Here is a 25,418-nt window from a genome sequence, read left to right as displayed (position 1 = left end):
GCGCTGCAGCGGGCCTTGGTCCGGGACCGGTGGTGGCCATGCGCCACTGCATATTCTGCGCAATGCCCCGGCATATGCCGGCGGGAACCGCCACCGTGGCGGCCGGAAGAGGGAACCCTTGGATCGCTTCCCGGCCCTTGCCGCCTTCGCCCGGCCGGACCGCGGCACGGCAAGGGCCCGGCTGCTGGCGGACGACCGGATGCGCCCGAATCTGGCCGTACTCAGGGACGCGGCGGGGGAGGATGTGTCGGCCCGCAAGGCTATCCCGGCTCGGCAGCGGCCAAGGCTGCGGGGCGCAAGCCTGGCTGCGTGCGCGGACGGCACGGCGACGCTGCCTGCGTCCGGAGCGCCCTTCGCGCCCCGGCCGTCCTGCCCTAGCTCTCCGGTGTGGCGGCGGTCCGTCGGCCAGCCGGAGCGATCCCGATGGCGCAGGCCGGGACCGGACGGTCCGGCGCGCCCGACCCCTTTGCGCTGGCCAGCGAGCCGCGCCGTCCTGCCTGCCGCGCAGCGGGTCCGGCCGGCGCAGCCAGACAGCCAGCGCGGGACATATCATGAGCTGCTCCACGGCCGCGGACGCCACCATCATCTGCAACGTCGCCGCGCCCTGCATATCGATTGCCCGTGCGGGCAGGCGTGCAGAAAGGTCCATGGGTCGGCCGGACAGGTCTTCCCGTGCCAAGCGTGATCCCGGCTCATCGCAGTGGCTCTGGGCTGGGCGCCATGCCGGTGATTGCACATGCCGCTTGTCTTCCGGTGGACGCCAGCGGCGTCCCATCCGGGTCCGAGTGGGGCTGCTCCGGGCGCCTCGCCCCCGCAGGCGACCTCCGCCGGCGGGTCCTGCCAATTTCACCGGTCCGGCGGTTTCGCGTCAGGCGCTCTTCTTGCGGCCGCCGCGGAATCCGGGCAGCCATCGCGGCCGGAGGCGGAAGCCGCGCTTTGCCTCCGGTTCGGGCGCGCCATCGGCCCCGCTCTCCGGTGCAGCTTCGTCTTCCGGCAAGGGCTCCTCAACGAGCAAGGCGTCGAGCTCCGGGATCCCTGTTTCCCCGCCGCTTTCCAGCTCCTCTTCCGCGGCGGCGAGGCAGTCGGCGACCGCGGCCGCGATCCGGTCTATGGCTGCCGCGTCCAGTCCCGAGAGATTGATCCTCCCGTCCTCCGCGATCATGATCCCGTGGCCGGTCCACATCCGCAGCCGCCGCGGACCGGCCAGGGGGAGCTGGGCATGGAGCCCCCTGCCGGTGGCCAGCGCGCCCCAGCGGTCCTCGCCGGTCGCACCGGCCAGCGCGTCGGCAAGCCTTGCCCGGGTCTCTCCCAGCGACATCCGCAGCTTCCTTGCCTCGGCCTCCCAGCCGGCGCGCAGCTCGATGCTGAAGAGCAGGTCGGTCACGATCAGCTCGCCGCCCCGCGGCGGGGCGCCGATCGCGGCGGCATTCAGCTCGGCCATCAACGCCTGCGCCTCCTCCGCCTCGGAGGGCGTCTCCGCCTGGACCAGCAGCATCCCCGTCCGGTCGCCATGCAGCGCGAAGCTCCAGGAGCAGCTGACCGCCAGGAAGGCCTCGGGCACCGCCATCAGCATGCCCTGCAGCCCGTCCACGTCCTTTTCCGGCCCGGCGGCGAGGCCCGCATAGGCGAGGTCGATCAGCGGCACCGTTCCGGTTTCGATGCACAGCGCCGTCAGCGCGGCCCAGAGCTCCTCCGTCAGGTCGAGGCCGGTCGGGTCGTGGCCGCAGGCCTGCAGCAGCAGCACGTCGCCCGGCGCGGCCGCCTCCAGCACCTGCAGCATCCGCTCGCGCAGCAGCGTGCTGCCGTCTGAATAGGGGTAGAAGCGCAGGTTCAGCTCCGCCCGGCGCACCATGTCGGCCTGCCAGCGGCGTCCCTGATCCGGCAGCCAGATCGTGGTCTCGGGATGCAGGCGGCGGAGCATCTCCAGGGCAAGGCCGATCGCGCCGCGCCCGCCCGCTGTGGTCGCGGTTGCGCTGCGCGGCGTTTCCAGCAGGTTGTCTGTCATCAGGTAGTCATGGAGCGCGACATGGAAGGCCCCGTCGCCCAGAGGGTCGTCAGCCCGGCGCAGGAAGCCGTCCCGCCGGGCAAGCCGCCGCCGCATCTCGGCCACGGAATCGAAGCCGCGCAGCTGGCGGGCCTCCGTCAGGACATGGGCGCCGGACAGGTCGAGCGCGTCCTTGCGGAACCCGCCGTCGAAGGCGATCCGCACGGGATCGTCCAAATGCCTGTAGGGACCGTTCCAGGTCCCCAGCAACCTGCCCATTCAAGACCAACCGCTTACTGCCACAATACGGCCGCAATCTGGCGGGCGGGCGTTAAGGGCGGGTGTAGCCCCGCCCCGATGCCTAGAAGTCTAAGGATTTTGCCCGGACAGCCGGATCAGCCGGTGGCCGCGGCGAGCCCGTCATACATGCCCCATTCGGCCCAGGAACCGTCATAGAGCGCATGGTCGGTCTTGCCCATCCGTTCCATCGCCAGGCTGAGGATCGCGGCGGTGACGCCCGAGCCGCAGGTGGTGATCGCGGGCTTCGACAGGTCCACCCCGGCCGCCTCGAAGGCGGCGCGCAGCGCGGCCGGGTCCTTCATGGTGCCGTCCTCGTTGAGGACGAGGCGGTAGTGCAGGTTCTTCGAATTCGGGATGTGCCCGGAGCGCAGGCCGGGCCTGGGCTCGGGCTCCTTGCCCTCGAACCGCGCGGGCGCGCGGGCATCGACGATCTCGTAATCGCCGAGCTTGGAGGCCGCGGCCACCTGGGTCACGTCCTTGATCAGGTGGTTCTGGCGGCTGACGGTCATGTGGCGGTCGCGCACGATCGGCGGCAGGTCCTCAACCTCGCGGCCCTCTGCCAGCCATTTCGGGAAGCCGCCGTCCAGCACCGCGATGTCGGACTTGCCCATCAGCCGGAACAGCCACCAGACGCGGGCCGCCGAGAACAGGCCGGAGCCGTCATAGACCACGATCTGATGCCCGTCGCCGACGCCCATCTTGCGCATCCGCGACATGAATTTCTCGATCGGCGGCGCCATGTGCGGCATCTCCGAACGCAGGTCGGAGACCTCGTCGATGTCGAAGAACCGCGCCCCGGGAATATGCGCCTTCTCGTATTCGGCGCGGCCGTTGCGCTCGTCGCCGGGCAGGTACCAGGAAGCGTCCAGAATCCTCAGATCCGGATCGCGCAGATGGTCCTCCAGCCAGTCCGTGGTCACCAGGGTCTTGGGGTCGCTCTCAGCCATGTCCGCCTTCCACACTCCGCCTCTCGCAAAGGGGTACCGGCATGGCCCGCCGCGCACAAGGCCCCGGAGTCGCTGCATCGCAGAAACGGACCGCTATCCTGCGGCACGGCGGCCATTCCCGGGCAGAGCGCCGAACTTGCGGGCATTTTTCCGGCCGGACCGGTCTGCCGTGCCGCACCGGCCGGTCCCGCGCGTCGGGGCCTAGCCGTGGCGCAGCAGCCGCTGCTTCTGGCGGTCCCAGTCGCGCTTGGCCTCGGTGGCGCGCTTGTCCTGGGTCTTCTTGCCCTTGGCGATGCCGATCTTCATCTTCACGATGCCCTTGTGGTTGAAATACATCACGAGGGGCACCAGCGTCATGCCTTCGCGCTGGGTCGCCGACCAGAGCCGCGCCAGCTCGCGCTTGGAGACCAGCAGCTTGCGCTTGCGGCGCTCCTCGTGGCCCCAGGTCTTGGCCTGCTCGTAGGGGGCGATGTAGCCGTTGATCAGCCACAGCTCGCCGTCCTCGACATTGGCATAGCTGTCGGCGATGTTCGACCCGCCCTGGCGCAGCGACTTGACCTCGGAGCCGAGCAGCATGATGCCGACCTCGATGTCGTCCTCGATCGCATAGTCGTAGCGCGCGCGGCGGTTCTCCGCGATCACCTTGTAGTTCGGGTCTGATTTCGGTTTTGCCATGGGAAGCGGGATATAGGCTGCCCGGGGCCGGTTGAAAAGGAGTCTCGCGCGCCGCGGCCGCCGCATTTCCGCCGGCATTCCGCCATGGTTCGGTAAAATCCGCCATGTTTCGGCCTAGGTGAGGCCCGAGAAATTGAGCTATTCTCAACCTTGTCCTGCGATAGCCCCCATGTCTCATGACGATTGAGCGAGGCTGGACATGATTGATCAGGTATACGGGCGCGAGCTTCCGCCCATGGAGGACTGGCCCCAGCGGCTCCTCGACGAAGCCATCAGGTGCAAGGTCCAATTCGGCGTGCTTGTCCTGGGCCAGGGCATGGTCACCGGCCACATGGTCAAGGCCGTGCGCCAGGCTAAGCTTGCCACGATCCATATCGACCACGATCCGCGCGACATGCTGGTCGGCGTCGATTACCCTGCGGAAATGCGCTACATCAGCGAGATCCGGCATCCGTGCAAGCAATTCTCGCTGATGCGGCCGCCAGCCTCGGCGCGGTCCGAAGCCGCCCGCATGGCGGCCCGCCGCCTGCTGCAGACCGCAAAGCCGGGCGCGGAAGGCGCTGCCGCCGCCGCAGCGGCCGGGGCCAGGCCGCGCCAGCCGGTCAAGCGGATCCTGCGCGTCAGCGGCTGACGCTGGCGCTTGGGCTGACGCCGGCGCTTGATTTCCGCCCGGGCCTGGCGTCCTCTGGCTCCCGGACAGGGAGGCGGAGGAGCAGGCCATGATCCCGGTGGACGGAGATTTCATCCTGGAGGTCGCCCCGAACTTCTCGGGGCGATTCGCGCAGCGCCAGAAGGAGATCGTCGGCGCGATCTCCGGGGATTTCGAATCCGTGCTGCGGGACTATGCCATCGACACCCCGTTGCGCATCGCGCATTTCATGGGGCAGGTGACGCATGAATGCGCCGGCTTCCGCACGACCGAGGAATTCGCCTCAGGCGCGGCCTATGAGGGGCGCAAGGATCTGGGCAATTCCGAAAAGGGCGACGGCCGCCGCTACAAGGGGCGGGGGCTGATCCAGCTGACCGGGCGGGCGAACTACCGCCAGATGGGCGAGCGCCTGGGGCTGCCGCTGGAAGACGAACCGCATGTCGCGGCACGGCCGGTGACCTCGCTGCGGATCGCCTGCGAATACTGGAAGAGCCGGGACATCAACGCCCGCTGCGACGCGGACGACCTGATCGCGGTGACCGAACTGGTCAACGGCGGCAGGCGCGGGCTGCAGGACCGGGCGGGCTACCTGCGCAAGGCGAAGACGGCGCTGGCGAAGCGGCAGGCGATCATGGTGGCTGCACGGCAGGGCGGAACCGATCCGGTGCTGCGCCGCGGCTCCTTCGGCTCGCCGGTGATAGAACTTCAGCAGCTGCTGATCGCGCAGGGCGCTGCGATCACCATCGACGCCGAATTCGGCCCGGCCACCGAGACGGCGCTGAAGGCCTTCCAGCGGACTGCGGGCCTGGACACGGACGGCATCGCGGGCGCGCTGACATGGGCGGCGCTGCGGGGCTGATGCTGCAGGGGCAGGCGGCCGGTGGAGCGGTCCGCCACGCCGCGGGACGCCGCAGCCGCGTCTCCGCCGGTCCTTCCGAGCGCAAGCGGGCGCTGTCCTGCCGGTGTCAGGTGTCCGGTGTCCAGCCCGGCGGCAGGTCGACGGTGGACAGCCAGGGCTTCAGGTCGATCAGCGGCGTGCCGTCGAAGACGTCGATCGCGTCGATGCCGATCACGCCCGCTTCGGCGTCAAGGCTGGTGATCATCACCGTGGACATGGCCAGCGGGTTCGGCCGCACCGGCGAGCGCAGCGCGAAGGTGCCGCGCGGGCCGTCGGCATGGCCCGGGGCCTGCACCGCCAGATCGCGGCGCGAGCGGTGCATCCAGTAGACCGCGATCACCGGCTGGCCGACTTTCAGGCCGAGAAGCGCGCGCCCGTAGCCCGGGCACAGCTCGATCCGCGCGCCCTTGCCGGTTTCGCGGGCGCGCGAGATGTTGCGCGGACAGCCGCCCTTGGACCAGGGCGAGCGGATCGTCCCGACGAAGCTAAGCCCCGCCTCGATCCGGTCGGCCGGATCGAAGGGAAGCTGTTCCTCGCCGGGGCGGATCTCGTCGCTCACAGCAGCCCCGCATGCTCCAGCGCGGCGTCGATCTTCGCGCGCACGCCGCCGGTCACCGGGACCAGCGGCAGGCGGACCTCCTCGCTGCAGAGGCCGAGCCGGTGCATCGCGTATTTCGCCCCGGCCACGCCCGGCTCCAGGAAGATCGCGATATGCAGCGGCATCAGCAGATCCTGCAGCTCCAGCGCGCGGGCATAGTCGCCCGCCAGCGTCGCCGCCTGGAACTCGGCGCAGAGCTTCGGCGCCACGTTCGCGGTGACCGAGATGCAGCCGGTCCCGCCATGGGCGTTGAAGCCGAGCGCGGTCGCGTCCTCGCCCGAGAGCTGGACGAAGTCCTTGCCGCAGGTGATGCGCTGTTTCGGCACGCGGCTGAGATCGCCGGTCGCGTCCTTGACGCCGATGATCCGCGGCAGCTTGGCCAGCTCGCCCATCGTCTCGGGCGTCATGTCCACGGCCGAACGGCCGGGGATGTTGTAGATGATGATCGGCAGGCCGCAGGCGTCGTGGATCGCCGCGAAATGCGCGATCATGCCCGCCTGGGTCGGCTTGTTGTAGTAGGGCGTGACGATCAGCAGGTGGCTGGCGCCGACCTTCTCGGCATGGCGCGAGAACTCGATCGCCTCGTCGGTGCTGTTCGAGCCTGCGCCCGCAATCACCGGCACGCGCCCGGCGGCGGCCCTGGTGACCTCCTCGACGACGGTGTAGTGCTCGTCATAGCTGAGCGTCGGGCTTTCCCCGGTGGTGCCCACGGGAACGATGCCCGAAGAGCCTTCGGCGATATGCCACTCGACCAGCTTCTTCAGCGCATCCAGATCCAGTTTGCCGTCCTTGAACGGCGTCACCAGGGCTGGAATGGACCCTTTGATCATGATGCGCTCCTTTGCGTTGCGGTGTGTCGAATCCGCCCGTGCTTTAGCCGTCCCGTCCGCCAATGCCAAGGCGGGCGGCAGAGGAACATGTCCGGGCGCGGCAGGAATGAAACGTGACTTGCCTCCGGCACCGGGCGCGGTAGGGTGCGCGCGGAAGGAAATCACGGACAGGGGTGCAGAAATGGCACGGGCATGGGCGCTGGCGCTGGCCCTGGTCGCGGCTGTGGCGACGGCAGGGCCGGGCTGGGCATCGTTCAAGGATGCGCTGGACGCGTCCGCAAGGGGCCAGTGGGACGAGGCGGCGCGGCTTGCGCGCGGCGAGGGCACCTATGCGCCGGCGGTGATCGAATGGCAGAAGCTGCGCTCCCCGACCTCGGGGGCCAGCTTCGGGGAATACCGCAGCTTCCTGGAGCAGCATGCCGACTGGCCCGGCATCCCGTTCCTGCGGGCGCGCGGCGAGACGGCGATCGATGCGCAGGTGCCGCAGGCGCAGGTGCTGGAATATTTCGCCAGCGAGGATCCCCAGACCGCGAACGGCTCCTACTGGCTGGCACTGGCGCTGGCCGGGGCCGGGCGCGAGCAGGGAGCCGAGGACACGCTGGTGCGGGCCTGGACGGAGCTCAGCTTCTCGAAGGAGCAGGAGGCGCTCTGGCTCGGGCGGTTCCGGTCGCTGCTGGCGCCGCATCACGCCGAGCGTCTCGACTCGCTGCTGTGGCGCGGGTCCTGGGGCGAGGCGGAACGGATGATGCCGCTGGTCGGGCCCGGCTGGCAGCGGCTGGCCGAGGCGCGCAAGGGGCTGCGCCAGGACGTGCCGGGGGTGGACGGGCTGATCGCGCGGGTGCCGGACGAGCTGCAATCCGATCCCGGCCTCGCCTTCGAGCGGATGGCCTGGCGGATGCGGCGCGGGCGCTATGCCGAGACGGCCGAACTGATGCGGGCGCAGTCTAAGACCGCCGCCACCCTGGGCCATCCCGACGAATGGGCGGATTACCGGCGGCGGCTGGCGCGGCAGCTGATGCGCGACAAGGATTACCGCGACGCCTATCTGGTCGCCTCCGGCCACCAGCTGAAGGCGGGCGGGGACTATGCCGATCTCGAATGGCTCTCGGGCTATATCGCGCTGCGCTATCTTGATTCGGCCGGCGCGGCGCTCGACCATTTCCAGCGACTGAAGGCGGCGGTCTCGACGCCGATCTCGCTCGGCCGCGCGGGGTACTGGGAAGGCCGTGCCTACGAAGCGCTGGGCGAGCCGGACCAGGCGAAGGAGGCCTATGCCTTCGGCGCGCAGTACCAGACGACCTTCTACGGCCAGCTCGCCGCCGAGCGCGGCGGCATCGCGCCCGATCCGCGCCTGGCGGGGGGCGAGGCGTTTCCCGACGGGGTGCGCGCGCCCTTCCGCGCCTCGCCGGTCTACCAGGCCGGGGTGACGATCTTCGAGGCTGGCGACTTGCGGCTGGCGGCGCGGTTCTTCTCGCATCTGGCCGAGAGCCTGAGCCGCGAGGATATCGGGTCGATGGCCGCGCGGCTGGAACTCCTGCGTTCGCCGCATGTCGAGCTGGAGATCGGCAAGCGGGCCCAGACCATGGGCTACGACCTGCACAAGGCGCTGTTCCCGGTGATGCGGCTCGACACGCGGCGCACGCCGGACGTGGAGCCCGAGCTGGCACTGTCGATCGCGCGGCGGGAAAGCGAGTTCAACCATACCGTGATCAGCCATGCCGGCGCGCGCGGGCTGATGCAGCTGATGCCGGGCACGGCGAAGATGATGGCGCCCGAGGCGGGCGAGCAGTACCAGCCCGCGCGGCTGACCACCGATCCGGTCTACAACGCCAAGCTCGGCAGCGCCTATCTGCAGCACCTGCGCGACGAGTTCGGCGGCAATACCGCGCTGGTCGCGGCGGGCTACAATGCCGGGCCGGGGCGGCCGCGGGAATGGATGGAGCGTTACGGCGATCCGCGCGACCCGTCGGTCGATGCCGTGGACTGGATCGAGCACATTCCGTTCCGCGAGACCCGCAACTACGTGATGCGGGTGATGGAGGCGATGGCGCCCTACCGCGCGCGGCTGTCGGGCAAGGCGCAGCCGCTGGGCCTTGCCGAGGCGCTGAAGGCGCGCTGACGGCCGGGCGGGGAGGGGGATGCCCCCTCCCCGGGCCCCTCCCCCGTGCGGGCGGAGAGGCCGGGTCAGAGGCGGCGGGGCAGGGCGGCGCGCTGGCGTTCGCGCCACCAGGTGAAGATGCCCGCGCCCACCACGACCGCCGCGCCCAGCACCTGCCGCGGCACCAGCGGGTCGGCGAAGAAGACGATGCCGACGATCGAGGCAAAGAGCAGGTGGAAATAGGCGAAGGGCTGGATCGCGCTGGCTTCCGCCACCTCGTAGCAGCGGATGTACAGCCAGTGGCCGAGGATCGCCGTGCAGCACAGCACCGCCATGACCGCCCAGCCGGCCGCATCCATCGGCTGCCACGCCCAGAGCCCGATCGGCGTCATCACCGCCGCGCCGGTGATCCCGGTCCAGAAGAAGCTGGTATCGGTGTTGTCCTGCCGCGCGACATAGCGGTTCATCACGCCGTAGAGCGCGAAGAGGAAGGCCGAGCCCAGGGGCATCAGCGCCAGCGGCCCGAACATTTCGCTGCCCGGGCCGATGATCACCAGGATGCCGCACATGCCGACGGCCACGGCGGTCCAGCGCCGCCAGCCGATCTTCTCGCCGAGGATCGGCCCCGACAGCGCGGTGACCAGCAGCGGCCCGGCGGAGAACAGCGCGGTATGCGTGACGAGCCCCACAAGGGTGAAGCTGGCGATGGCGAGGCAGATCTCGGCGGTCAGCACGGAACTGCGCAGGATCTGCATCCCGGGCTGGCGGGTGCGGGCCACGGCGCGGATGCCGCCGGGCTGGCGCGCGGCGCGGACCAGCACATAGGCGGCATGCGCCCAGTAGCGGATCATTACGATCATCAGCACGCTGTACTGGCTGGCCAGCAGCCGAGAGAAGCCGTCCTGCGTCGAGAAGACGAAGCAGGCGGCGATCATGATCCCGATGCCAAGGGCGGTGTTCTGGTTCATGCGAGCGTTCCGACCGTCATGTGGCGCTTGCGGCCGAAGCCCTGGACGCGTTCCACTGCGAAGCCTGCCTCCGCCAGCGCGGCGCGCACGGCACCTGCCGCGGTGTAGGTGGCGAAACTGCCGCCCGGCGCGGTATGGCGCGCGACCTCCGCCAGCAGCGCCGGTTCCCAGAGCTCGGGATTGCGCGCCGGAGCGAAGCCGTCGAGGAACCAGGCATCGGCCCTGCCGTTCCAGTCCGGCACGGTCCCGCGCGCATCGCCGAGGATCAGCTCGACTTCGACCTCGCCCATGGTCCAGACCCGCATGTCCTGCTCGCGCGCGGCAATCATCGGCGCGGCCAGTTCCGCCGCCTCCGGGAAATGCGCCAGTGCCTTGACCATGTCGTCTGCGGACATCGGGAACAGCTCGAAGCTGGCATAGCGCACCGGACCGGCAAGGTTCGCCTCGGCCGCCATCCGGCAGAAGGCCAGCAGGTTCAGCCCGGTGCCGAAACCCAGTTCCGCCACCTGGAAACCGGGGCGGAGCCGCTCCGGCAGGCCGTTTCCGGCCAGGAACACATGCGCGGTCTCGGCCCAGCCGTTTTCCAGCGAGTAATACGGGTCGTCGAAACGGCGCGAGACCGGGATGGCGCCGTCGCGCCAGGTGATCTCCGCCTGCTGGTGATCAGTCATCGGATGTCCTAAGGGTCGACCCGGCTGCAATCGCGAAAGGTGCCATCCATGTCCGGAATCGACGTCACCATCCGCGGGGCCGGGATCTTCGGCTTGTCCATCGCCTATGCCTGCGCGCGGCGTGGCGCAAGGGTGCGCGTGATCGATCCCGGCGGGATCGGCGCGGGCAGCTCGGGCGGGATCGTCGGCGCGCTGGCCCCGCATGTGCCCGAACGCTGGAACCCGAAGAAAGCGTTCCAGTTCGAGAGCCTGCGCATGGCGCCGGAGTTCTGGGCAGGCGTGGCCGAGGCGGGCGGCCGCGATCCGGGCTACCTGCGCTCGGGGCGGCTGCAGCCGGTGGCGGACGGGGCGGCGCTGGCGCTCGCGCGGGAGCGCGCGGTCGAGGCGGAGACGCTGTGGCAGGGCTTCGCCGCCTGGCGCGTTGTCCAGGCGGAGGCCCATCGCGGCTGGGCGCCGCCGACGCGGACGGGGCTCTTGATCGAGGACACGCTGACGGCCCGCCTGCATCCGCGCATGGCCGGGCAGGCGCTGGCCGCTGCCGTGACGGCGCTGGGCGGCGAGGTCTTGGCGGAGGGCGCCGAGGCGGGGCGGCTGGTGCTGGCGACCGGGTGGCGCGGGCTTCTCGACCTGAACGCGGAGCTGGGCCAGCCGGTCGGCGCCGGGATCAAGGGCCAGGCGGCGCTGTTCCGGGCGGAGGCGCGGGCGCTGCCGCAGCTTTTCGCCGAGGCGCTGCATGTCGTGCCGCATGCCGACGGGACCGTCGCGGTCGGCTCCACTTCCGAGCGGGAGTTCGAGGATCCTGCGGCGACGGATGCGCAATGCGGGGAACTGATCGCAGCGGCGCGCCGGCTCTGCCCGCTTCTTGCGGAGGCACCGGTGATCGAACGCTGGGCAGGCGTCCGGCCGCGGGCGCGCAGCCGGGCGCCGATGCTGGGGCCGCATCCGGGGCGGGACGGCGCCTTCATCGCCAATGGCGGCTTCAAGATCGGCTTCGGCATGGCGCCTGCCGTGGCCGGGGTGATGGCCGATCTGGTGCTCGACGGCCACGACCGCATTCCCGAGGGCTTCCGCGTGTCGGACAATCTGAAGTGACCCGCGCGCTTGGCGGTTGACGCTTGGCAGGACATGACGGTTTCATGACAGGGATCAAGGCAGAGCCGCTGCCCGGCCGCTAGGTCCGGGACGAGCGCCATGCAGAGAGGACCCTGCCGATGAGTTTCGACGACCGCCCCGATGCGGCGCAAGCCGCTCCGGCTCCCGTTCCCGCCGGTCCGCCGCTGGTGCGCGGCTTTCCCCGCGTGCAGGCCGACGCGATCCGCCATGCCTTCGAGACCGGCGCCTATCCCTATGCCCGCAAGCTGGCCCGCAAGGCCTACGAGGCCGACAAGGGGGCGCTGCAGGCGGAGCTGCTGAAGGTGCAGCTCTGGGCGCAGCAGTCGGGACAGAAATTCGTCATCCTGTTCGAGGGGCGCGACGCGGCCGGCAAGGGCGGCACGATCAAGCGCTTCATGGAGCACCTGAACCCCCGCGGCGCGCGGGTCGTGGCGCTGAACAAGCCCACCGAGGAAGAGAAGGGCCAGTGGTTCTTCCAGCGCTATGTTGAGCATCTGCCGACCAGCGGCGAAATGGTGTTCTACGACCGCTCCTGGTACAACCGCGCGGGCGTGGAGCGGGTGATGGGCTTCTGCACGCCGAACGAGTACCTGGAATTCATGCGCCAGACGCCGGAATTGGAGCGGATGCTGGTGCGCTCGGGCATCCGGCTCTACAAGTACTGGTTCTCGGTGACCCGCAAGGAGCAGCGGGTGCGCTTCGCCGCGCGCAGGACCGATCCGCTGAAGCAGTGGAAGCTGTCGCCGATGGACCTCGCCAGCCTCGACAAGTGGGACGACTATACCGAGGCGAAGGAGGCGATGTTCTTCTACACCGACACCGCCGACGCGCCCTGGGTGATCGTGAAGTCCGACGACAAGAAGCGCGCGCGGCTGAACTGCATGCGGCATTTCCTGTCCGGGCTGGACTATCCCGGCAAGGACGAGACGGTCGTCGGGCGGCCCGATCCGCTGATCGTCGGCCATGCCTCGCATGTAGTCGACCGCTCCGAGCACATCCTCGGCACCTCGCTGCATCCCGATCACCGCCGGGCGGAAGCGCCGGGCCCGGGCTGAGGCCCGGGGGCAACCACCTGCCGGGGCGCGGGCGGCAGGGCATTCCCGTTTGCGCGCGAATGGTCTAAGCGGCCTGCATGGTCCAGATTGCCGCACTCCGCCCCCATGTCCGCTCCCTTCTCGTGCTCGGCCTGCCGCTCGTCGGCGGGCAGATCGCGCAGGTCTCGATCCAGATCATCGACACGCTGATGCTGGGCCGCTACGACCTCGAGGTGCTGGCGGCCGTGGTGCTGGCGACCTCGCTGTTCTTCTCGGTCTTCATCGTCGGCGCGGGATTCTCCTGGGCGGTGACCCCGCTGGTGGCGGCGGCCGCGGCCGGGGGCGACCTGGTGCGGGTGCGCCGGGTGACCCGGATGGGGTTCTGGGCCTCGATGGGCTACGGCGCGCTGGCGCTGCCGGTCTTCCTCAAGGCCGACCTCGTCTTCGTCTGGCTCGGCCAGACGCCCGAGATGGCGCGGATCGCGGGCGAATATCTCGACGTGGCGGGCTGGGGCGTGTTCCCGGCGCTGGCCGTCATGACCCTGCGCGCCTACCTGGCGGGACAGTCGAAGACCCAGGTCGTGATGTGGGTCACGGTCGCGGCGGTGTTCCTCAATGCCGGGCTGAACTGGCTGCTGATCTTCGGCAACTGGGGCTTCCCGGAACTCGGCGGCCGCGGCGCAGCGGCGGCCTCGGTGGCGGTGAACGCGGCCTCGGCCGTGGCGCTGGCGCTCTATGCCGAGCGCAGCTTCCGCGGCCAGCAGCTGTTCGTGCGGATCTGGAAGCCCGACTGGGCGGAACTGCGCCAGGTCTTCCATCTGGGCTGGCCGATCGGCATGGCGACGCTGGCAGAAACGGCGCTGTTCTCGGCGGCGGCGATCATGGTCGGCTGGATCGGCGTGGCGGAGCTGGCCGCGCATGGCATCGCGCTGCAGCTCGCCACCGTCACCTTCATGATGCATCTGGGCATCTCGCAGGCTGCCACCGTGCTGATGGGCCGGGCGCATGGCCAGCGCGACATGGAGGCCAAGCGCGGCGTCTCGCTGGCCTCGCTGGCCGTGACGCTGGGCATCGCGCTGGTGACGGTCGCCATCCTGGCGGCGATTCCGCGGCCGCTGATCCGGCTGTTCGTCGACGCGGCCGACCCGATGCGCGACGCGATCCTCGCCACCGGCGTGGGGCTGGTCTACATGGCGGCGATCTTCCAGCTGGCCGACGGCGCGCAGGTGATCGCCATCAGCCTCCTGCGCGGGGTGCAGGACACCCGCGTGCCGATGTGGATGGCGGCCTTCTCCTACTGGATCGTCGGCGCGCCGCTGGGATTCCTCCTGGGCATCGCGGCAGGCGTCGGCGCGGCGGGCGTCTGGGCGGGGCTGGCAGGCGGGCTGAGCTGCGCGGCGGCGCTGCTGTGGCGCAGGCTCTGGCGGGTGCAGCTCGCCGCCTGAGCGCGGCTCTCCGCGCCTGTGCACAGCTGCCGTGCGCCGGCGGCCTGTCTTTGCACCTGCAAACCTTCCGCGGTTGGACTATCTGTTTCCGCAACGAAGCAACATCCAATTGTAAGAGGTATGACATGGCCAAGACTGTCGTCGTCTACTACTCCGGCTACGGCCACACGAAACTGGTTGCAGAGACCGTCGCCGAGGGTGCCGGTGCCGAGCTGATCGCCGTCGATGCCGAGGGCAACATCGCCGAGGGCGACTGGGATGCGCTGGCTGCCGCCGACGCCATCATCTTCGGCGCGCCGACCTACATGGGCGGGGTTCCGTGGCAGTTCAAGAAATTCGCCGACGCGACCTCCAAGGTGTGGTTCGGCGGCGGCTGGAAAGACAAGATCTTCGGCGGCTTCACCAACTCCGCATCGCTGAACGGCGACAAGCAGATCACCCTGACCTACCTGCAGACCCTGGCGTCGCAGCATGGCGGCATCTGGGTCTCTCTGGGCATGCTGCCGGCCAACACCCTCGCCTCCACCCGCGAGGACATGAACAATCTCGGCGGTTCGGTCGGCGTGCTGGTGCAGTCGCCGTCGGATGCCGGCAATGACGCGATCCCGTCGGGCGACCTGGCAACCGCCAAGGCCTACGGCGCGCGCGTCGCCGAGATCGCGGGCCGCTTCGCTCCGGCCGCTGCCGCCTGATGACCGTCCCGTCCTGAATCGGAAACGCCCGGCCGAAAGGCCGGGCGTTTTCCGTTTGCGCCATGCCTTGCGCCGGGCGGCCCGATGGCGGCCCGGCGGGTGCGGCTCAGCGCAGCCCGGCGCAGAATTCGCCGATGCGGGTGCAGGCGTCCTTCAGCGCCTCGTCCGAGGTCGCGTAGCTGACGCGGACGGCCGGGCTGAGCCCGAAGGCCGCGCCGAAGACCACCGCCACGCCGGTCTCGTCGAGCAGCGCGTTGCAGAAATCCTCGTCCGTCGACAGCAGCTTGCCGCCCTTGGAGGTCTTGCCGAGGCAGCCGCCGATCTGCGGGTAGACGTAGAACGCGCCTTCCGGGGTGGGGCAGTCGATGCCCTCGGCCTGGTTCAGCATCGACACGACCAGATCGCGGCGGCGCTTGAAGGCGATGTTGTTGGTCGCGATGAAATCCTGCGTGCCGTTCAGCGCCTCGACCGAGGCCCACTGGCTGATCGTGCAGGGGTTCGAGGTGGTCTGCGACTGGATCTTGCGCATCGCCGAGATCAGCTCCACCGGGCCGCCGGCATAGCCGATCCGCCAGCCGGTCATCGCATAGGCCTTCGAGACGCCGTTCATGGTCAGCGTCCGCGGATAGAGCGCGGGCTCCACCTCGGCGGGGGTGCAGAACTTGAAATCGTCGTAGACGAGGTGCTCGTACATGTCGTCGGTCAGGATCCAGACATGCGGGTGGCGCAGCAGCACCTCGGTCAGCTTCTTCAGCTCGTCCCAGGTGTAGCCTGCGCCGGTCGGGTTCGAGGGCGAGTTGAAGATCAGCCACTTGGTCTTCGGCGTGATCGCGGCCTCCAGCGCCTCGGGCGTCAGCTTGTAGCCGGTCTCGGGGCCGCAGGGCAGGGGCTTCGGCTCGCCGCCCGAAAGCAGCACCATGTCGGGATAGCTGACCCAGAAGGGCGCGGGGATGATCACCTCGTCGCCGGGGTTCAGCGTCGCCATCAGCGCGTTGATCAGGATCTGCTTGCCGCCGGTGCCGACGCTGATCTGCGCGGGCTCGTAGGACAGGCTGTTTTCCCGCGCGAACTTGGCGCAGATCGCCTGCTTCAGTTCGGGCATGCCGTCGGGGGCGGTGTATTTCGTCTTGCCGGCGCGGATCGCGGCGATGGCCGCTTCCTTGATGTTGTCCGGCGTGTCGAAATCGGGCTCGCCCGCCGAAAGGCCGATGACCGACTTGCCGGCCGCCTTCAGCTCCTGCGCCTTGGTGGTCATCGCGATGGTCGGGGACGGCTTCACGCGGGACAGGGTGTCGGACAGGAAGGACATAGGCGGAACCTCATGTTGAAAGCGCACGCCGACCTCTCTAGGTTGGCGCCGAACCCGGCGCAAGAAGGAGCGGAACATGGCGGGCGATATGCCTGACGCCGACTGGTACGGCGCCGAGGCCAGCACCTTCGGCGACCGCCTGGCAGCCGCGCGCGAACATCGCGGCCTGTCGCGCCAGGACCTGGCGGGCCGGCTGCGGGTCAAGGCGGCGACCGTGGAATCCTGGGAGGACGACCTGGCCGAGCCGCGGGCCAACCGGCTGAACATGCTGGCGGAGCTTCTGGGCGTGTCGCTGCCCTGGCTGCTGACCGGCGAAGGCGAGGGGGTCGCGCCGCCCGGCGAAGAGGCCTTCGGACCCGACGACATCGAACCGATGCTGGCCGAGATGCGGCAGATACGCGCCGAGATGCTGCGCTTCGCGAACCGCGTGAGCGTGCTGGAGAAACGGCTGCGCCAGGCGGCGCAGGAACTGGGATAGGACCATGGAAACCCACGAGAACCGACTGAAGCGCCTGCACATGCGCTCGATCCGCCGCGGCATCAAGGAGATGGACATCATCCTCGGCCGCTTCGCCGAAACCGGCCTGCGGGAGCTCCCGGAGGAGGATCTGACGCTGTACGACACGATGCTGGCCGAGAACGACCACGACCTCTACCAGTGGGTGTCGGGGCAGCAGCCGACGCCGCCGCGCTATCTGGACCTCGTCAGCCGGATCGCCGAGTTGAATCGAATTGCGGCGGAAAAGTAACCAAGTTCAAGAAAATAACGGAATAAGCTACCGTATCCATTAAAGCTTTTTTTCCGTATTCTGATCACATTCCCTTCATGTGAAGTTCATCATGGAGGGAAATGTATGAGTGTACACCCCGGACTTGGCGAGACGCAGGAGAGGGGATTCATATCCGCCTATCTCGACTCGCTGGCCCTGGTGGAGCGTCTGCACCGGCTTTTGCTGGATGTGATCAAGGACGAATTCGAACGCGTCGGCATCCTGGAGATCAATGCTGTCCAGGCGCTCCTGCTGTTCAATATCGGCGAAAACGAGGTCACGGCGGGAGAACTGAAATCCCGCGGCTACTACCAGGGCTCGAATGTATCCTACAATCTCAAGAAGCTCGTCGAGATGGGATACATGCATCACAACCGCTGCGAAATCGACCGGCGGTCGGTGCGCGTGCGCCTGACCGAGAAGGGCAAGCAGATCCGCGACATCGTCGAGGACCTGTTCCAGCGCCACGCAGAAGGGCTGGAAGCCCGCGGCATCCTGGGCCCCGACGGCATCAACGACATCAACACGTCGCTCCGAAGGGTGGAGCGGTACTGGACCGACCAGATCCGCTACATCTACTGAAAAGCTCTGGAAGCGATACGCGCTTCAGGCACGACCGCCATCGGGGACAATCTCCGGTGTCGAACATGGCAGAAGGCCATCGGGCGCAGACCCGGCAGCGACGGAAGATCGCGACAGCCCCCTCCCACATTCCCGAAGATCCGCTTGGCACCGACGACCATCCGCAGGGATGACCGCCGGCTTCCGCACGAGTCCGGCTCACCAGTGGCCGGTATTCCCCATGCTCGCCCAGGGCTCGGCAGGCGGCAGCGCGTCGCCGATCTGCAGCAGCTCGATCGAGACGTTGTCCGGCGATCGGACAAAGGCCATGTGCCCGTCGCGCGGCGGCCGGTTGATGGTCACGCCCGCGGCCTGCATAGCCGCGCACATGTCGTAGATGTTCTCCACGCCATAGGCGAGATGGCCGAAATGGCGGCTGTCCGAGGGCAGGCCGTCGTCGCCGTCCCAGTTGTAGGTCAGTTCCACCGGGCATTCCGGCTGGCCCGGAGGCGCCAGGAAGACCAGGGTGAAGCGGCCCTTCTCGCTTTCGGTCCGGCGGGTCTCTTCGAGCCCGAGGAGCTTGTAGAAGGCGATGGATTTGTCGAGGTCCTTAACGCGGACCATCGTGTGCAGATACTTGACTTGCATGCGCGTCTTCCCGTTTCGCGGTGTTGGCGTTCCCAACAGGTAACGGTCCGGCCGGAAAATGCCAGCCCTCCGCAGGGGGAAACCGGCAGGGGAAGAAATCCCCCGGAACCTGCGCTATAAGGTTGCGACTCCCCGCCATCCTACTGCATATAGTGTTTGTGCGGTAGTGATCCGCCAGATGCTGAAGGGGGCGCCAGATGAAGGACCATGCCGTGACCGATCCGATTTCGGAAGCCATCGCCGAAAGCCGCGCGACCCCGCGCCAGACGCTGCGTGCCACCGTCCCCGCGATGGAGGACCGGCTCTACCACATCCATCCGGTGCTGGACCATGGCTTCGTGCGGGTCGTCGACTACATGGGAGACGACAGCGCGATCGTGCAGGCCGCCCGGGTCAGCTACGGCGCAGGCACCAAGAAGGCGCGCGACGATGCGGGTCTCATCCGCTACCTGATGCGGCACTGGCACTCGACCCCGTTCGAGATGTGCGAGCTGAAGCTGCACGTCAAGCTGCCGGTCTTCGTCGCCCGCCAGTGGATCCGCCACCGCACTGCCAACGTCAACGAATACTCCGCCCGCTACTCGATCCTCGACCGGGAGTTCTACATCCCGGCGCCCGATCATCTCGCAGCGCAGTCGACCACCAACAACCAGGGCCGCGGCCAGGTTCTTGAGGGCGAGGAGGCGCAGCGCGTGCTGGAGACCCTGCGCCATGACGCGATGCGGTCCTACGACAGCTACGAGGCGATGCTGAGCCAGGACGGCCAGCAGGGGCTGGCGCGCGAGCTGGCGCGGATGAACCTGCCCGCGAACATCTACACCCAGTGGTACTGGAAGGTGGATCTCCACAACCTGTTCCACTTCCTGCGCCTGCGCGCGGACGCCCATGCGCAATACGAGATCCGCGTCTACGCGGACATCATCTGCGAGATCGTCAAGGACTGGGTGCCCGCCGCCTATGCCGCCTTCGAGGACTACCGGATGAACGGCGCGCATCTCTCGGGCAAGGGTCTGGACTGCCTGCGCCGCATGCTGAAGGGCGAGGACGTGTCCCAGGAAGGCTCCGGCATGAGTGCCGGGGAATGGCGGGAGTTTCAGGCGCTGATCAGGGACTGACGCGCCTGAAGCGGAAGGCCCGGGGGTCAGGCGTTCTTGAGTTCGGTGGCCGAGGCCCGGCCGTCGCGGCCTTCTCGCAGCTCGTATTCGAGCCGCTGGTTGTCGGCCAGGCCGGTCATGCCGGCCCTTTCGACGGCTGAAATATGGACGAAAATGTCCTTCCCGCCGTCATCTGGGGCGATGAAGCCGTATCCTTTGGTGGTGTTGAACCATTTCACGGTGCCAGTGGGCATCCGGTATCTCCTTGCACTTGTGGGGCCGCGCGGACTGGCCCCGCTGTCGAGGACCCGGTGGTCGCGCTTACCGGGCCAGGGATGGTGCTCCCTGCATCTCAGGGTTAAGCAAGGGTGAAAAAAGGCAAGGAATATTGGAAAATCTTTCGCCGCAAGGCAGCAAAAGTGAAGGAATCTGCCGAACATGATCCTGTATGGGTTGAAGACCTGCGATACCTGCCGAAAAGCTAGGCGCGCCCTGTCCGAGGCCGGGCGGGAGCCCGCCTTCGTGGATCTGCGCGAAACGCCGCCCGATCGCGCGCAGATCGCGGCCTGGCTGGACCGCCTCGGTCCGGCGCTGATGAACACCCGCTCCACCACGTGGCGCGGCCTGTCCGAGGCCGAACGCGCGGGCGCGCCGGTCGATCTGATGCTGGCCCATCCCGCGCTGGTCAAGCGCCCCGTCATCGAGGACGGCGAGGCGCTCCATCTGGGCTGGGACAAGGCCGTGCAGGCCGCGCTGCTCTGAGCTCAGCGCTCCGGCTTGCCGATCCCGGGTTTCGGACCGGGATCGTCCGGGCCGATCATCTCGGCCGTGACCTCGGGCGGGGCCAGGCAGGCGACGTCGATCGTGGCATCCAGCGTGCAGACCGCGAAATGCAGGATCGGCACGTCGAGGACGTCCCCGGCCCGCGTGGACTGCTCGACATAGTCGAGAAAGGGCGAGCTGTCGTGCTGCCGCAGCAGCGGCGCGCCGGCCTCGGGCCCGCCATCCTCGAACTCGTCCTCCGGCAGGGCATGGCCCTCGTCGCGCCAGGCGTAGGACAGGCAGTCCCGGAAGGTGATGCAGTAGCGCAGGCAGCCCGGGCCGGTCTCGATGGTCTTCGGGATGCCGACGATCCGGTCGAACAGCGGATTGCCGCTGCCCGTGCTGTCCGCGTCGTCCGAGATCTCGGCGGATTCCACCCAGAGCGTGACGGTGTCGTATTCCGGCCCTGCCTCGAGCCCGCCGAAGCGCAGGAAGCGCTCGGCGGTCAGCAGGTCGGTGGCGCCGCTTCCCAGCATGTTCATCGCAGGTCCGGCGCCGTCGCTTCCGCGGCCAGGTCGGCCACGATCTGCCCGAGCGTCGCCTGCGCGGTCTGCTTCTCGCCGAGGCGGCGGACGGTCACGGTGCGCTCCTCGACTTCCTTCATGCCGCAGGCGAGGATCACCGGCACCTTGCCCACGGAATGTTCGCGGACCTTGTAGTTGATCTTCTCGTTGCGGGTGTCGGCCTCGGCACGGATGCCCTTCGCGTTCAGCGCGGCCACAACTTCGTTCACGTAGCCGTCCGCGTCCGAGACGATGGAGGCGACGACCACCTGGCGCGGGGCCAGCCAGAAGGGCAGCTTGCCGGCGTGTTCCTCGATCAGGATGCCGATGAAGCGCTCGAACGATCCCAGCACGGCGCGGTGCAGCATCACCGGGCGGTGCTTGGCGCCGTCCGCCGCGACGAAGTTGGCGTCCAGCCGCTCCGGCAGGTTCGGGTCGACCTGCAGCGTGCCGCACTGCCACTGCCGCCCGATCGCGTCGGTCAGCACGAATTCCAGCTTCGGCCCGTAGAAGGCGCCTTCGCCTTCCTGGATCTCGAAATCGTAGCCGGCCGCCTTGCAGGCATTGCCCAGCGATTCCTCGGCATGGTCCCAGCTTTCCTCGGTCCCGATCCGCTTCTCGGGGCGGGTGGAGAGCTTGATCGACCAGGCGTGAAAGCCGAGATCGGCATAGATCCCCGCGAGGAACTCGATGAACTTCTTCGTCTCGGACTCGATCTGCTCCTCGGTGCAGAAGATATGCGCGTCATCCTGGGTGAAGCCGCGCACCCGCATGATCCCGTGCAGCGCGCCCGAGGGTTCGTAGCGGTTGCACGAGCCGAACTCGGCCATGCGCAGCGGCAGGTCGCGGTAGGACTTGAGGCCCTGGTTGAACACCTGCACGTGGCAGGGGCAGTTCATCGGCTTCAGCGCGTTGACGGTCTTCTCGCGGGCATGGTCCTCGTCGACTTCGACGATGAACATGTTTTCCTGGTAGTTGTCCCAGTGCCCGGATTTCTCCCAGAGCACGCGGTTGACGACCTGGGGCGTATTGACCTCGACATAGCCGTCGACGCGCTGCTTGCGGCGCATGTAGTCCTGCAGCGTCGTGTAGATGGTCCAGCCGTTCGGATGCCAGAAGATCTGGCCCGGCGCCTCTTCCTGCATGTGGAACAGGTCCATCTCGCGGCCCAGCTTGCGGTGGTCGCGCTTGGCGGCCTCCTCCAGCATCTGCATGTGGGCCTTCAGGTCGTTGCGGTTCTTGAACGCCACGCCGTAGATCCGCTGCAGCATCGGCCGCGTGGAATCGCCCAGCCAGTAGGCGCCGGCCACATGGGTCAGCTTGAACGCGTCGGCCGGGACCTGCCCGGTATTCTGCAGGTGCGGGCCGCGGCACAGATCCTGCCAGTCGCCGTGCCAGTACATCCGGATCGGCTCGTTGCCGGGGATGCGGTTGATCAGCTCGACCTTGTAGGGCTCGCCGGTCTTCTCGTAATGCGCGATGGCGTCCTCGCGCGGCCAGACCTCGGTGCGCACGGCATCGCGGGCGTTGATGATCTCCTTCATCTTCGCCTCGATGGCGCCCAGATCCTCCGGCGTGAAGGGCTCGGTGCGGTCGAAATCGTAGAACCAGCCCTGGTCGCGGACCGGGCCGATGGTGACCTTGGTGTCGGGGTACAGCTCCTGCACGGCGCGGGCCATGATATGCGCCAGGTCATGGCGGATCAGCTCCAGCGCCGGGGCGTCGTCCTTCAGCGTGTTGATCGCGATGGCCGCGTCGGCCTCGATCGGCCAGGCCAGATCCCAGTGCGCGCCGTCGAGCTGCGCCGAGATCGCCTTCTTGGCGAGGGAGGGGGAAATGTCGGCAGCGACGTCGGCGGCGGTGATGCCTGCCGGAAACGCGCGCGTATTGCCATCGGGGAAGGTGAGGGTGATCTGGGACATCTAGGTCCTCCTCGTCGGTCTGGCGCCCACGGAACGCCCGGTTGCGGGTATTGGTCGTATGCCGGGCCATGCCCGATGCAGCCGGCGGGGTCAAGCCGTGCCGCCGCGGCTGAGCGCCCCGCGCCGGATCGGCCGCATTAATCATAAATGCAAAACATTCAGCGGGGCGGCGTTAAGCCGGTTATGGTGAATTCGCCGTATACCACCGCCCGTGCGCGCAAACCGATGCGAATGAGGTCCTAGATGCCAGTGTTCCTGTCCACGGATGACGGCCGCGTGCTGCTGGCCGATCTGGCGCAGCGCCGGACCGTGGAGATGGCGGATTTCCGGACGCCGCTGACCGGGCTGGCCATCGCCTCGGGCGAACGGGTCTACGGCAGCACCGGAACCGGGGTCTTCCTTCTCGACATGACCGGCAGGGACGGCGACGACAGGCGGCTGACCCAGGTGGCGTCGGTCACCGCCGGCGGCGGGATCGCCGGGATCGATGTCGACGGGTCGGACCGCATCCTGATCGGCACGGTCTCGGGGCTGGTCTGGCGGCAGGAGCGGGACGAAAGCCTGACCCGGATCGGCCAGTTCCCGGACGGCATAGAGGGCGGCATCGCCCGGATCGGCGGCTTCGCCTTCGCAGTGGGCCAGACCGGCGTGCTGTCGGTGATGAGCATCCGCACCGGCGAGGTCAGCGAGCTGATCTATCTCGGCCTAGGCAGGGTGGAGGCGATCTGCGCCCAGGACCGCGTGCTGCGCCTCACCGTCATCCAGGGCTCGGGCCAGACGCAGTTCTTCCTCTACGATGCCGATGCCGGAACGCTGGTCCACGAGACCGGGCTGCTCGGTTCCTACGACCGCATCACCGGCTCCGCCTCGGGCGATCTGGGGAATTTCGGCTTCATCGGCACGGTTCAGGACGACCCCTTCGTCGGCACGCCCTATGGCGACACCATGTCCGGCAACGGCGGCGACGACCGGCTCTACGGGCGGGACGGCAACGACCTGCTGATGGGCGGCGACAATGACGACCTGCTGATGGGCGAGGATGGCGACGACACGCTCGACGGCGGTGCCGGGGACGACGCCTTCTACGGCGGGCCGGGCTCGGACTGGGCGGTGCTCGGCGGCGCGCCGCTGCGGGTCGACCTGTTCGACGACACGCCGCAGCAGACCGGCCAGGGACGGGATTTCTTCGAGGAGATCGAGAACCTGCGCGGCGGCGCCTTCGCCGACTGGTTCGCCGGTACCTCCTGGGACAACATCCTCGAAGGGCAGGGCGGCGACGACACGCTGCTGGGCCGCGACGGCAACGACACGCTGCGCGGCGGCGGCGGCGACGACTACCTGCGCGGCGGCGATGGCGACGACGTCATGGATGGCGGCGACGGCTTCGACATGGTCTCCTATGCCGGTGACATCGGCGTCACCGTCTCGCTCAACCGGCTCTACGCGCAGGATACCGGCCGCGGCATGGATGTGCTGCGCAATGTCGAAGGGGTCAGCGGCTCCAGCGGCAACGACCGGCTGATCGGCAATGACGCGGACAACCGGCTGGAGGGAAATTCAGGCTTCGACACGCTCTGCGGCGGCGGCAACGACTCGCTTTTCGGGCTGCGCGGCTTCGACAGCCTCTCGGGCGGGGCGGGGTCGGACTATCTCGACGGCGGCGGCGGCGACGACACGCTGGATGGCGGAACCGGTCCGGGCATCGATACCGCCTGGGGCGGGCTCGGCGCCGACACCTTCGTCTTCACCGTGCAGGACCCCGACGGCAGCACCGGAACGCGGCTGATCATCCTCGATTTCGCGCCGGGCGACGGCGACGTGATCCAGCTCGTCGGCGGCTCTCCGGAAGACTTCTCCGGTTGGACGCTGCTCTCGACGGCTGGCGGCACGCTGGTAGGCTTCGGCAACGGCACCGAGCTCTTCATCGCGGGCACGGCCCCGGCCGAGGTCGAGTCCGCCTGGTTCGCATGACGCGGCGCAGGCAGCGGCGGCACGCCACCGGGCGGGGTCTATTCTGCGGCTGACAGCGGCTTGCCCCAGGTTCCGGGGATGCCGGAGGCCGGTTCCGCTGGGAGCAGCATCGGCGCCCCCCAGCGGACGGAAGGACGGCACTTCCGTGCAGGCCGGATGGGCACGTCCCTCTGCCTGACCCGTTCGCGGTTCGGCTGGCTGAGCCCGAAGGCCGCGCCGGAGGGCCTCGCCGGCCAAAATGCGCTGCAACAGACGGCGCGAGCCCGGACCTCTTGGCCGGGGATGCTGGGTGCGGCGGTTAGGGCACACGCATCTGAGGCATGGGTCGATTTCTGCTGCATGCCATTAGGTTCCGCGGCGGGTCTCGGACGAGCTGGGGCCGCGGATGATGGTTCCGCCTTGGCAGGGCGGGAGCGGGAGAACCGGGCGGAAAGAGCCCCTGGCCGAGATTGTGGGATGTTGCGCGTCCCGAAGGGCGCGGGAGCGTGCCGAAGCTTCCCTCGGACCGGTCTGCGTCCCGCCGCTTGAGTGCGCCCCCGCGGGTGGGCATTGCCGGGCGGCGGTTTTGACCATGGCGCGTGCGGGGCGGCCTGCGAACTTGGCAGGGCTGAGATGGACCGGTGCCGGATGCAGGCGGCGGTTGTCGCAGGCCTCGATGACCCGGGGCAGGCCGGTGGCGGCGCCGCCGGAAAACTCCTGCTCCGCCAGGCAAGCGTCCTCGACCTCCAGTGTCTTCATGAAGCTCCCGGCCCTTGCGTTCGGCGCCTTCGAACGCTCCGCCGGCGCGGACCGGCTTGAACTCGCACGGGTTGCCGCTGCGGCCCATGGATCCGGAGAAGCCGCGTTCGGCAGGAATGCCTCGATGCGGCTCCGGCGCGCCCCGGGATCCGCGGTCCGCGCGGAACGCGCCGCCGGG

At 68.7% G+C, this 25,418-nt stretch carries 25 protein-coding genes; 13 read left to right on the top strand and 12 right to left on the bottom strand.

What is annotated here, in order from left to right:
- Window positions 1-868: 868 nt before the first annotated feature.
- The 3 genes from HCC78_RS13115 to smpB form a co-directional block, all read right to left on the bottom strand.
- A complete protein-coding gene (locus HCC78_RS13115) occupies window positions 869-2,263 on the bottom strand; it encodes an aminotransferase class I/II-fold pyridoxal phosphate-dependent enzyme (protein ID WP_216671144.1) in 1,395 nt (464 codons plus the stop codon).
- Between the two features lie 116 nt (window positions 2,264-2,379).
- Window positions 2,380-3,231: a 3-mercaptopyruvate sulfurtransferase gene (sseA, locus tag HCC78_RS13110; RefSeq protein WP_172329237.1), complete on the bottom strand. Its 852-nt coding sequence runs from the start codon at window positions 3,229-3,231 to the stop codon at window positions 2,380-2,382.
- Window positions 3,232-3,432: 201 nt separating this feature from the next.
- Entirely contained in the window at window positions 3,433-3,906 is a 474-nt protein-coding gene (smpB, locus tag HCC78_RS13105; RefSeq protein WP_172329236.1) for an SsrA-binding protein SmpB, read from the bottom strand.
- 199 nt (window positions 3,907-4,105) lie between these two features.
- On the opposite strand from smpB, the gene HCC78_RS13100 reads away from it, so the two are divergent.
- Entirely contained in the window at window positions 4,106-4,537 is a 432-nt protein-coding gene (locus HCC78_RS13100) for a hypothetical protein (protein ID WP_172329235.1), read from the top strand.
- Window positions 4,538-4,625: 88 nt separating this feature from the next.
- Window positions 4,626-5,414 (top strand): peptidoglycan-binding protein, encoded by a 789-nt coding sequence (locus HCC78_RS13095; protein WP_172329234.1) that lies wholly within the window; start codon window positions 4,626-4,628, stop codon window positions 5,412-5,414.
- Between the two features lie 106 nt (window positions 5,415-5,520).
- Here HCC78_RS13095 and HCC78_RS34470 read toward each other — a convergent pair whose 3' ends face one another.
- Together HCC78_RS34470 and dapA are read right to left on the bottom strand one after the other, a co-directional pair.
- On the bottom strand, window positions 5,521-6,012 hold the full coding sequence (locus tag HCC78_RS34470; protein ID WP_172329233.1) for a TrmO family methyltransferase: 492 nt from the start codon (window positions 6,010-6,012) through the stop codon (window positions 5,521-5,523).
- Window positions 6,009-6,881, bottom strand: coding sequence for a 4-hydroxy-tetrahydrodipicolinate synthase (gene dapA / locus HCC78_RS13085; RefSeq protein ID WP_172329232.1), 873 nt, complete (start codon window positions 6,879-6,881; stop codon window positions 6,009-6,011). Before dapA ends, HCC78_RS34470 begins: the two co-directional genes overlap by 4 nt.
- Before the next feature lie 181 nt (window positions 6,882-7,062).
- On the opposite strand from dapA, the gene HCC78_RS13080 reads away from it, so the two are divergent.
- Window positions 7,063-9,000 carry a lytic transglycosylase domain-containing protein gene (locus tag HCC78_RS13080; RefSeq protein WP_172329231.1) on the top strand — a complete coding sequence of 646 codons (1,938 nt, stop codon included), beginning with the start codon at window positions 7,063-7,065 and terminating at the stop codon, window positions 8,998-9,000.
- Window positions 9,001-9,065: 65 nt separating this feature from the next.
- On the opposite strand, the gene HCC78_RS13075 is transcribed toward HCC78_RS13080, so the two are convergent.
- A complete protein-coding gene (locus tag HCC78_RS13075; protein ID WP_172329230.1) occupies window positions 9,066-9,947 on the bottom strand; it encodes a DMT family transporter in 882 nt (293 codons plus the stop codon).
- On the bottom strand, window positions 9,944-10,618 hold the full coding sequence (mnmD, locus tag HCC78_RS13070) for a tRNA (5-methylaminomethyl-2-thiouridine)(34)-methyltransferase MnmD (protein WP_172329229.1): 675 nt from the start codon (window positions 10,616-10,618) through the stop codon (window positions 9,944-9,946). The genes HCC78_RS13075 and mnmD overlap by 4 nt, the downstream gene beginning before the upstream one ends.
- 48 nt (window positions 10,619-10,666) lie before the next feature.
- Here mnmD and HCC78_RS13065 point away from each other — a divergent pair, with 48 nt between their 5' ends.
- The 4 genes from HCC78_RS13065 (at window position 10,667) to HCC78_RS13050 (ending at window position 14,902) form a co-directional block, all read left to right on the top strand.
- A complete protein-coding gene (locus tag HCC78_RS13065) occupies window positions 10,667-11,710 on the top strand; it encodes an FAD-binding oxidoreductase (RefSeq protein WP_172329228.1) in 1,044 nt (347 codons plus the stop codon).
- Window positions 11,711-11,829: 119 nt separating this feature from the next.
- Window positions 11,830-12,786, top strand: a complete 957-nt coding sequence (gene ppk2, locus HCC78_RS13060; RefSeq protein ID WP_172329227.1) for a polyphosphate kinase 2 — start codon at window positions 11,830-11,832, stop codon at window positions 12,784-12,786.
- 77 nt (window positions 12,787-12,863) lie between these two features.
- Window positions 12,864-14,210: an MATE family efflux transporter gene (locus HCC78_RS13055; protein ID WP_172329226.1), complete on the top strand. Its 1,347-nt coding sequence runs from the start codon at window positions 12,864-12,866 to the stop codon at window positions 14,208-14,210.
- A 125-nt stretch (window positions 14,211-14,335) separates the two neighbouring features.
- Entirely contained in the window at window positions 14,336-14,902 is a 567-nt protein-coding gene (locus HCC78_RS13050; protein WP_172329225.1) for a flavodoxin family protein, read from the top strand.
- A 106-nt stretch (window positions 14,903-15,008) separates the two neighbouring features.
- Here HCC78_RS13050 and HCC78_RS13045 read toward each other — a convergent pair whose 3' ends face one another.
- A complete protein-coding gene (locus tag HCC78_RS13045; RefSeq protein ID WP_172329224.1) occupies window positions 15,009-16,211 on the bottom strand; it encodes a pyridoxal phosphate-dependent aminotransferase in 1,203 nt (400 codons plus the stop codon).
- Window positions 16,212-16,287: 76 nt separating this feature from the next.
- Here HCC78_RS13045 and HCC78_RS13040 point away from each other — a divergent pair, with 76 nt between their 5' ends.
- The 3 genes from HCC78_RS13040 (at window position 16,288) to HCC78_RS13030 (ending at window position 17,563) form a co-directional block, all read left to right on the top strand.
- Entirely contained in the window at window positions 16,288-16,689 is a 402-nt protein-coding gene (locus tag HCC78_RS13040) for a helix-turn-helix transcriptional regulator (protein ID WP_253949159.1), read from the top strand.
- A gap of 4 nt (window positions 16,690-16,693) precedes the next feature.
- The gene (locus HCC78_RS13035) at window positions 16,694-16,960 is read left to right on the top strand and encodes a succinate dehydrogenase assembly factor 2 (RefSeq protein ID WP_172329223.1); all 267 of its coding nucleotides are present in this window, start codon (window positions 16,694-16,696) and stop codon (window positions 16,958-16,960) included.
- Between the two features lie 105 nt (window positions 16,961-17,065).
- Entirely contained in the window at window positions 17,066-17,563 is a 498-nt protein-coding gene (locus HCC78_RS13030) for a MarR family winged helix-turn-helix transcriptional regulator (RefSeq protein WP_108258026.1), read from the top strand.
- 198 nt (window positions 17,564-17,761) lie between these two features.
- Here the strand turns inward: HCC78_RS13030 and HCC78_RS13025 are convergent, their stop codons facing one another.
- On the bottom strand, window positions 17,762-18,190 hold the full coding sequence (locus tag HCC78_RS13025) for a VOC family protein (RefSeq protein WP_172329222.1): 429 nt from the start codon (window positions 18,188-18,190) through the stop codon (window positions 17,762-17,764).
- 197 nt (window positions 18,191-18,387) lie between these two features.
- On the opposite strand from HCC78_RS13025, the gene thyX reads away from it, so the two are divergent.
- Window positions 18,388-19,305: an FAD-dependent thymidylate synthase gene (gene thyX / locus HCC78_RS13020; RefSeq protein ID WP_172329221.1), complete on the top strand. Its 918-nt coding sequence runs from the start codon at window positions 18,388-18,390 to the stop codon at window positions 19,303-19,305.
- 26 nt (window positions 19,306-19,331) lie between these two features.
- On the opposite strand, the gene HCC78_RS13015 is transcribed toward thyX, so the two are convergent.
- Complete coding sequence (locus HCC78_RS13015) at window positions 19,332-19,538, bottom strand: cold-shock protein (protein ID WP_108258023.1); 207 nt, start codon at window positions 19,536-19,538, stop codon at window positions 19,332-19,334.
- A gap of 184 nt (window positions 19,539-19,722) precedes the next feature.
- Here HCC78_RS13015 and HCC78_RS13010 point away from each other — a divergent pair, with 184 nt between their 5' ends.
- The gene (locus HCC78_RS13010) at window positions 19,723-20,046 is read left to right on the top strand and encodes an arsenate reductase family protein (RefSeq protein WP_172329220.1); all 324 of its coding nucleotides are present in this window, start codon (window positions 19,723-19,725) and stop codon (window positions 20,044-20,046) included.
- A 2-nt stretch (window positions 20,047-20,048) separates the two neighbouring features.
- Here HCC78_RS13010 and HCC78_RS13005 read toward each other — a convergent pair whose 3' ends face one another.
- Window positions 20,049-20,588, bottom strand: a complete 540-nt coding sequence (locus HCC78_RS13005; protein ID WP_172329219.1) for a hypothetical protein — start codon at window positions 20,586-20,588, stop codon at window positions 20,049-20,051.
- On the bottom strand, window positions 20,585-22,531 hold the full coding sequence (gene thrS, locus HCC78_RS13000) for a threonine--tRNA ligase (protein WP_172329218.1): 1,947 nt from the start codon (window positions 22,529-22,531) through the stop codon (window positions 20,585-20,587). Before thrS ends, HCC78_RS13005 begins: the two co-directional genes overlap by 4 nt.
- A gap of 243 nt (window positions 22,532-22,774) precedes the next feature.
- On the opposite strand from thrS, the gene HCC78_RS12995 reads away from it, so the two are divergent.
- Window positions 22,775-24,502 carry a calcium-binding protein gene (locus tag HCC78_RS12995; RefSeq protein ID WP_172329217.1) on the top strand — a complete coding sequence of 576 codons (1,728 nt, stop codon included), beginning with the start codon at window positions 22,775-22,777 and terminating at the stop codon, window positions 24,500-24,502.
- The last annotated feature ends 916 nt before the right edge of the window (window positions 24,503-25,418 follow it).

Source organism: Mangrovicoccus sp. HB161399, from assembly GCF_013184745.1.
In the GTDB taxonomy this organism is placed as follows: Bacteria; Pseudomonadota; Alphaproteobacteria; order Rhodobacterales; family Rhodobacteraceae; genus Mangrovicoccus.
This window is presented reverse-complemented; position numbering and strand designations above follow the sequence as displayed.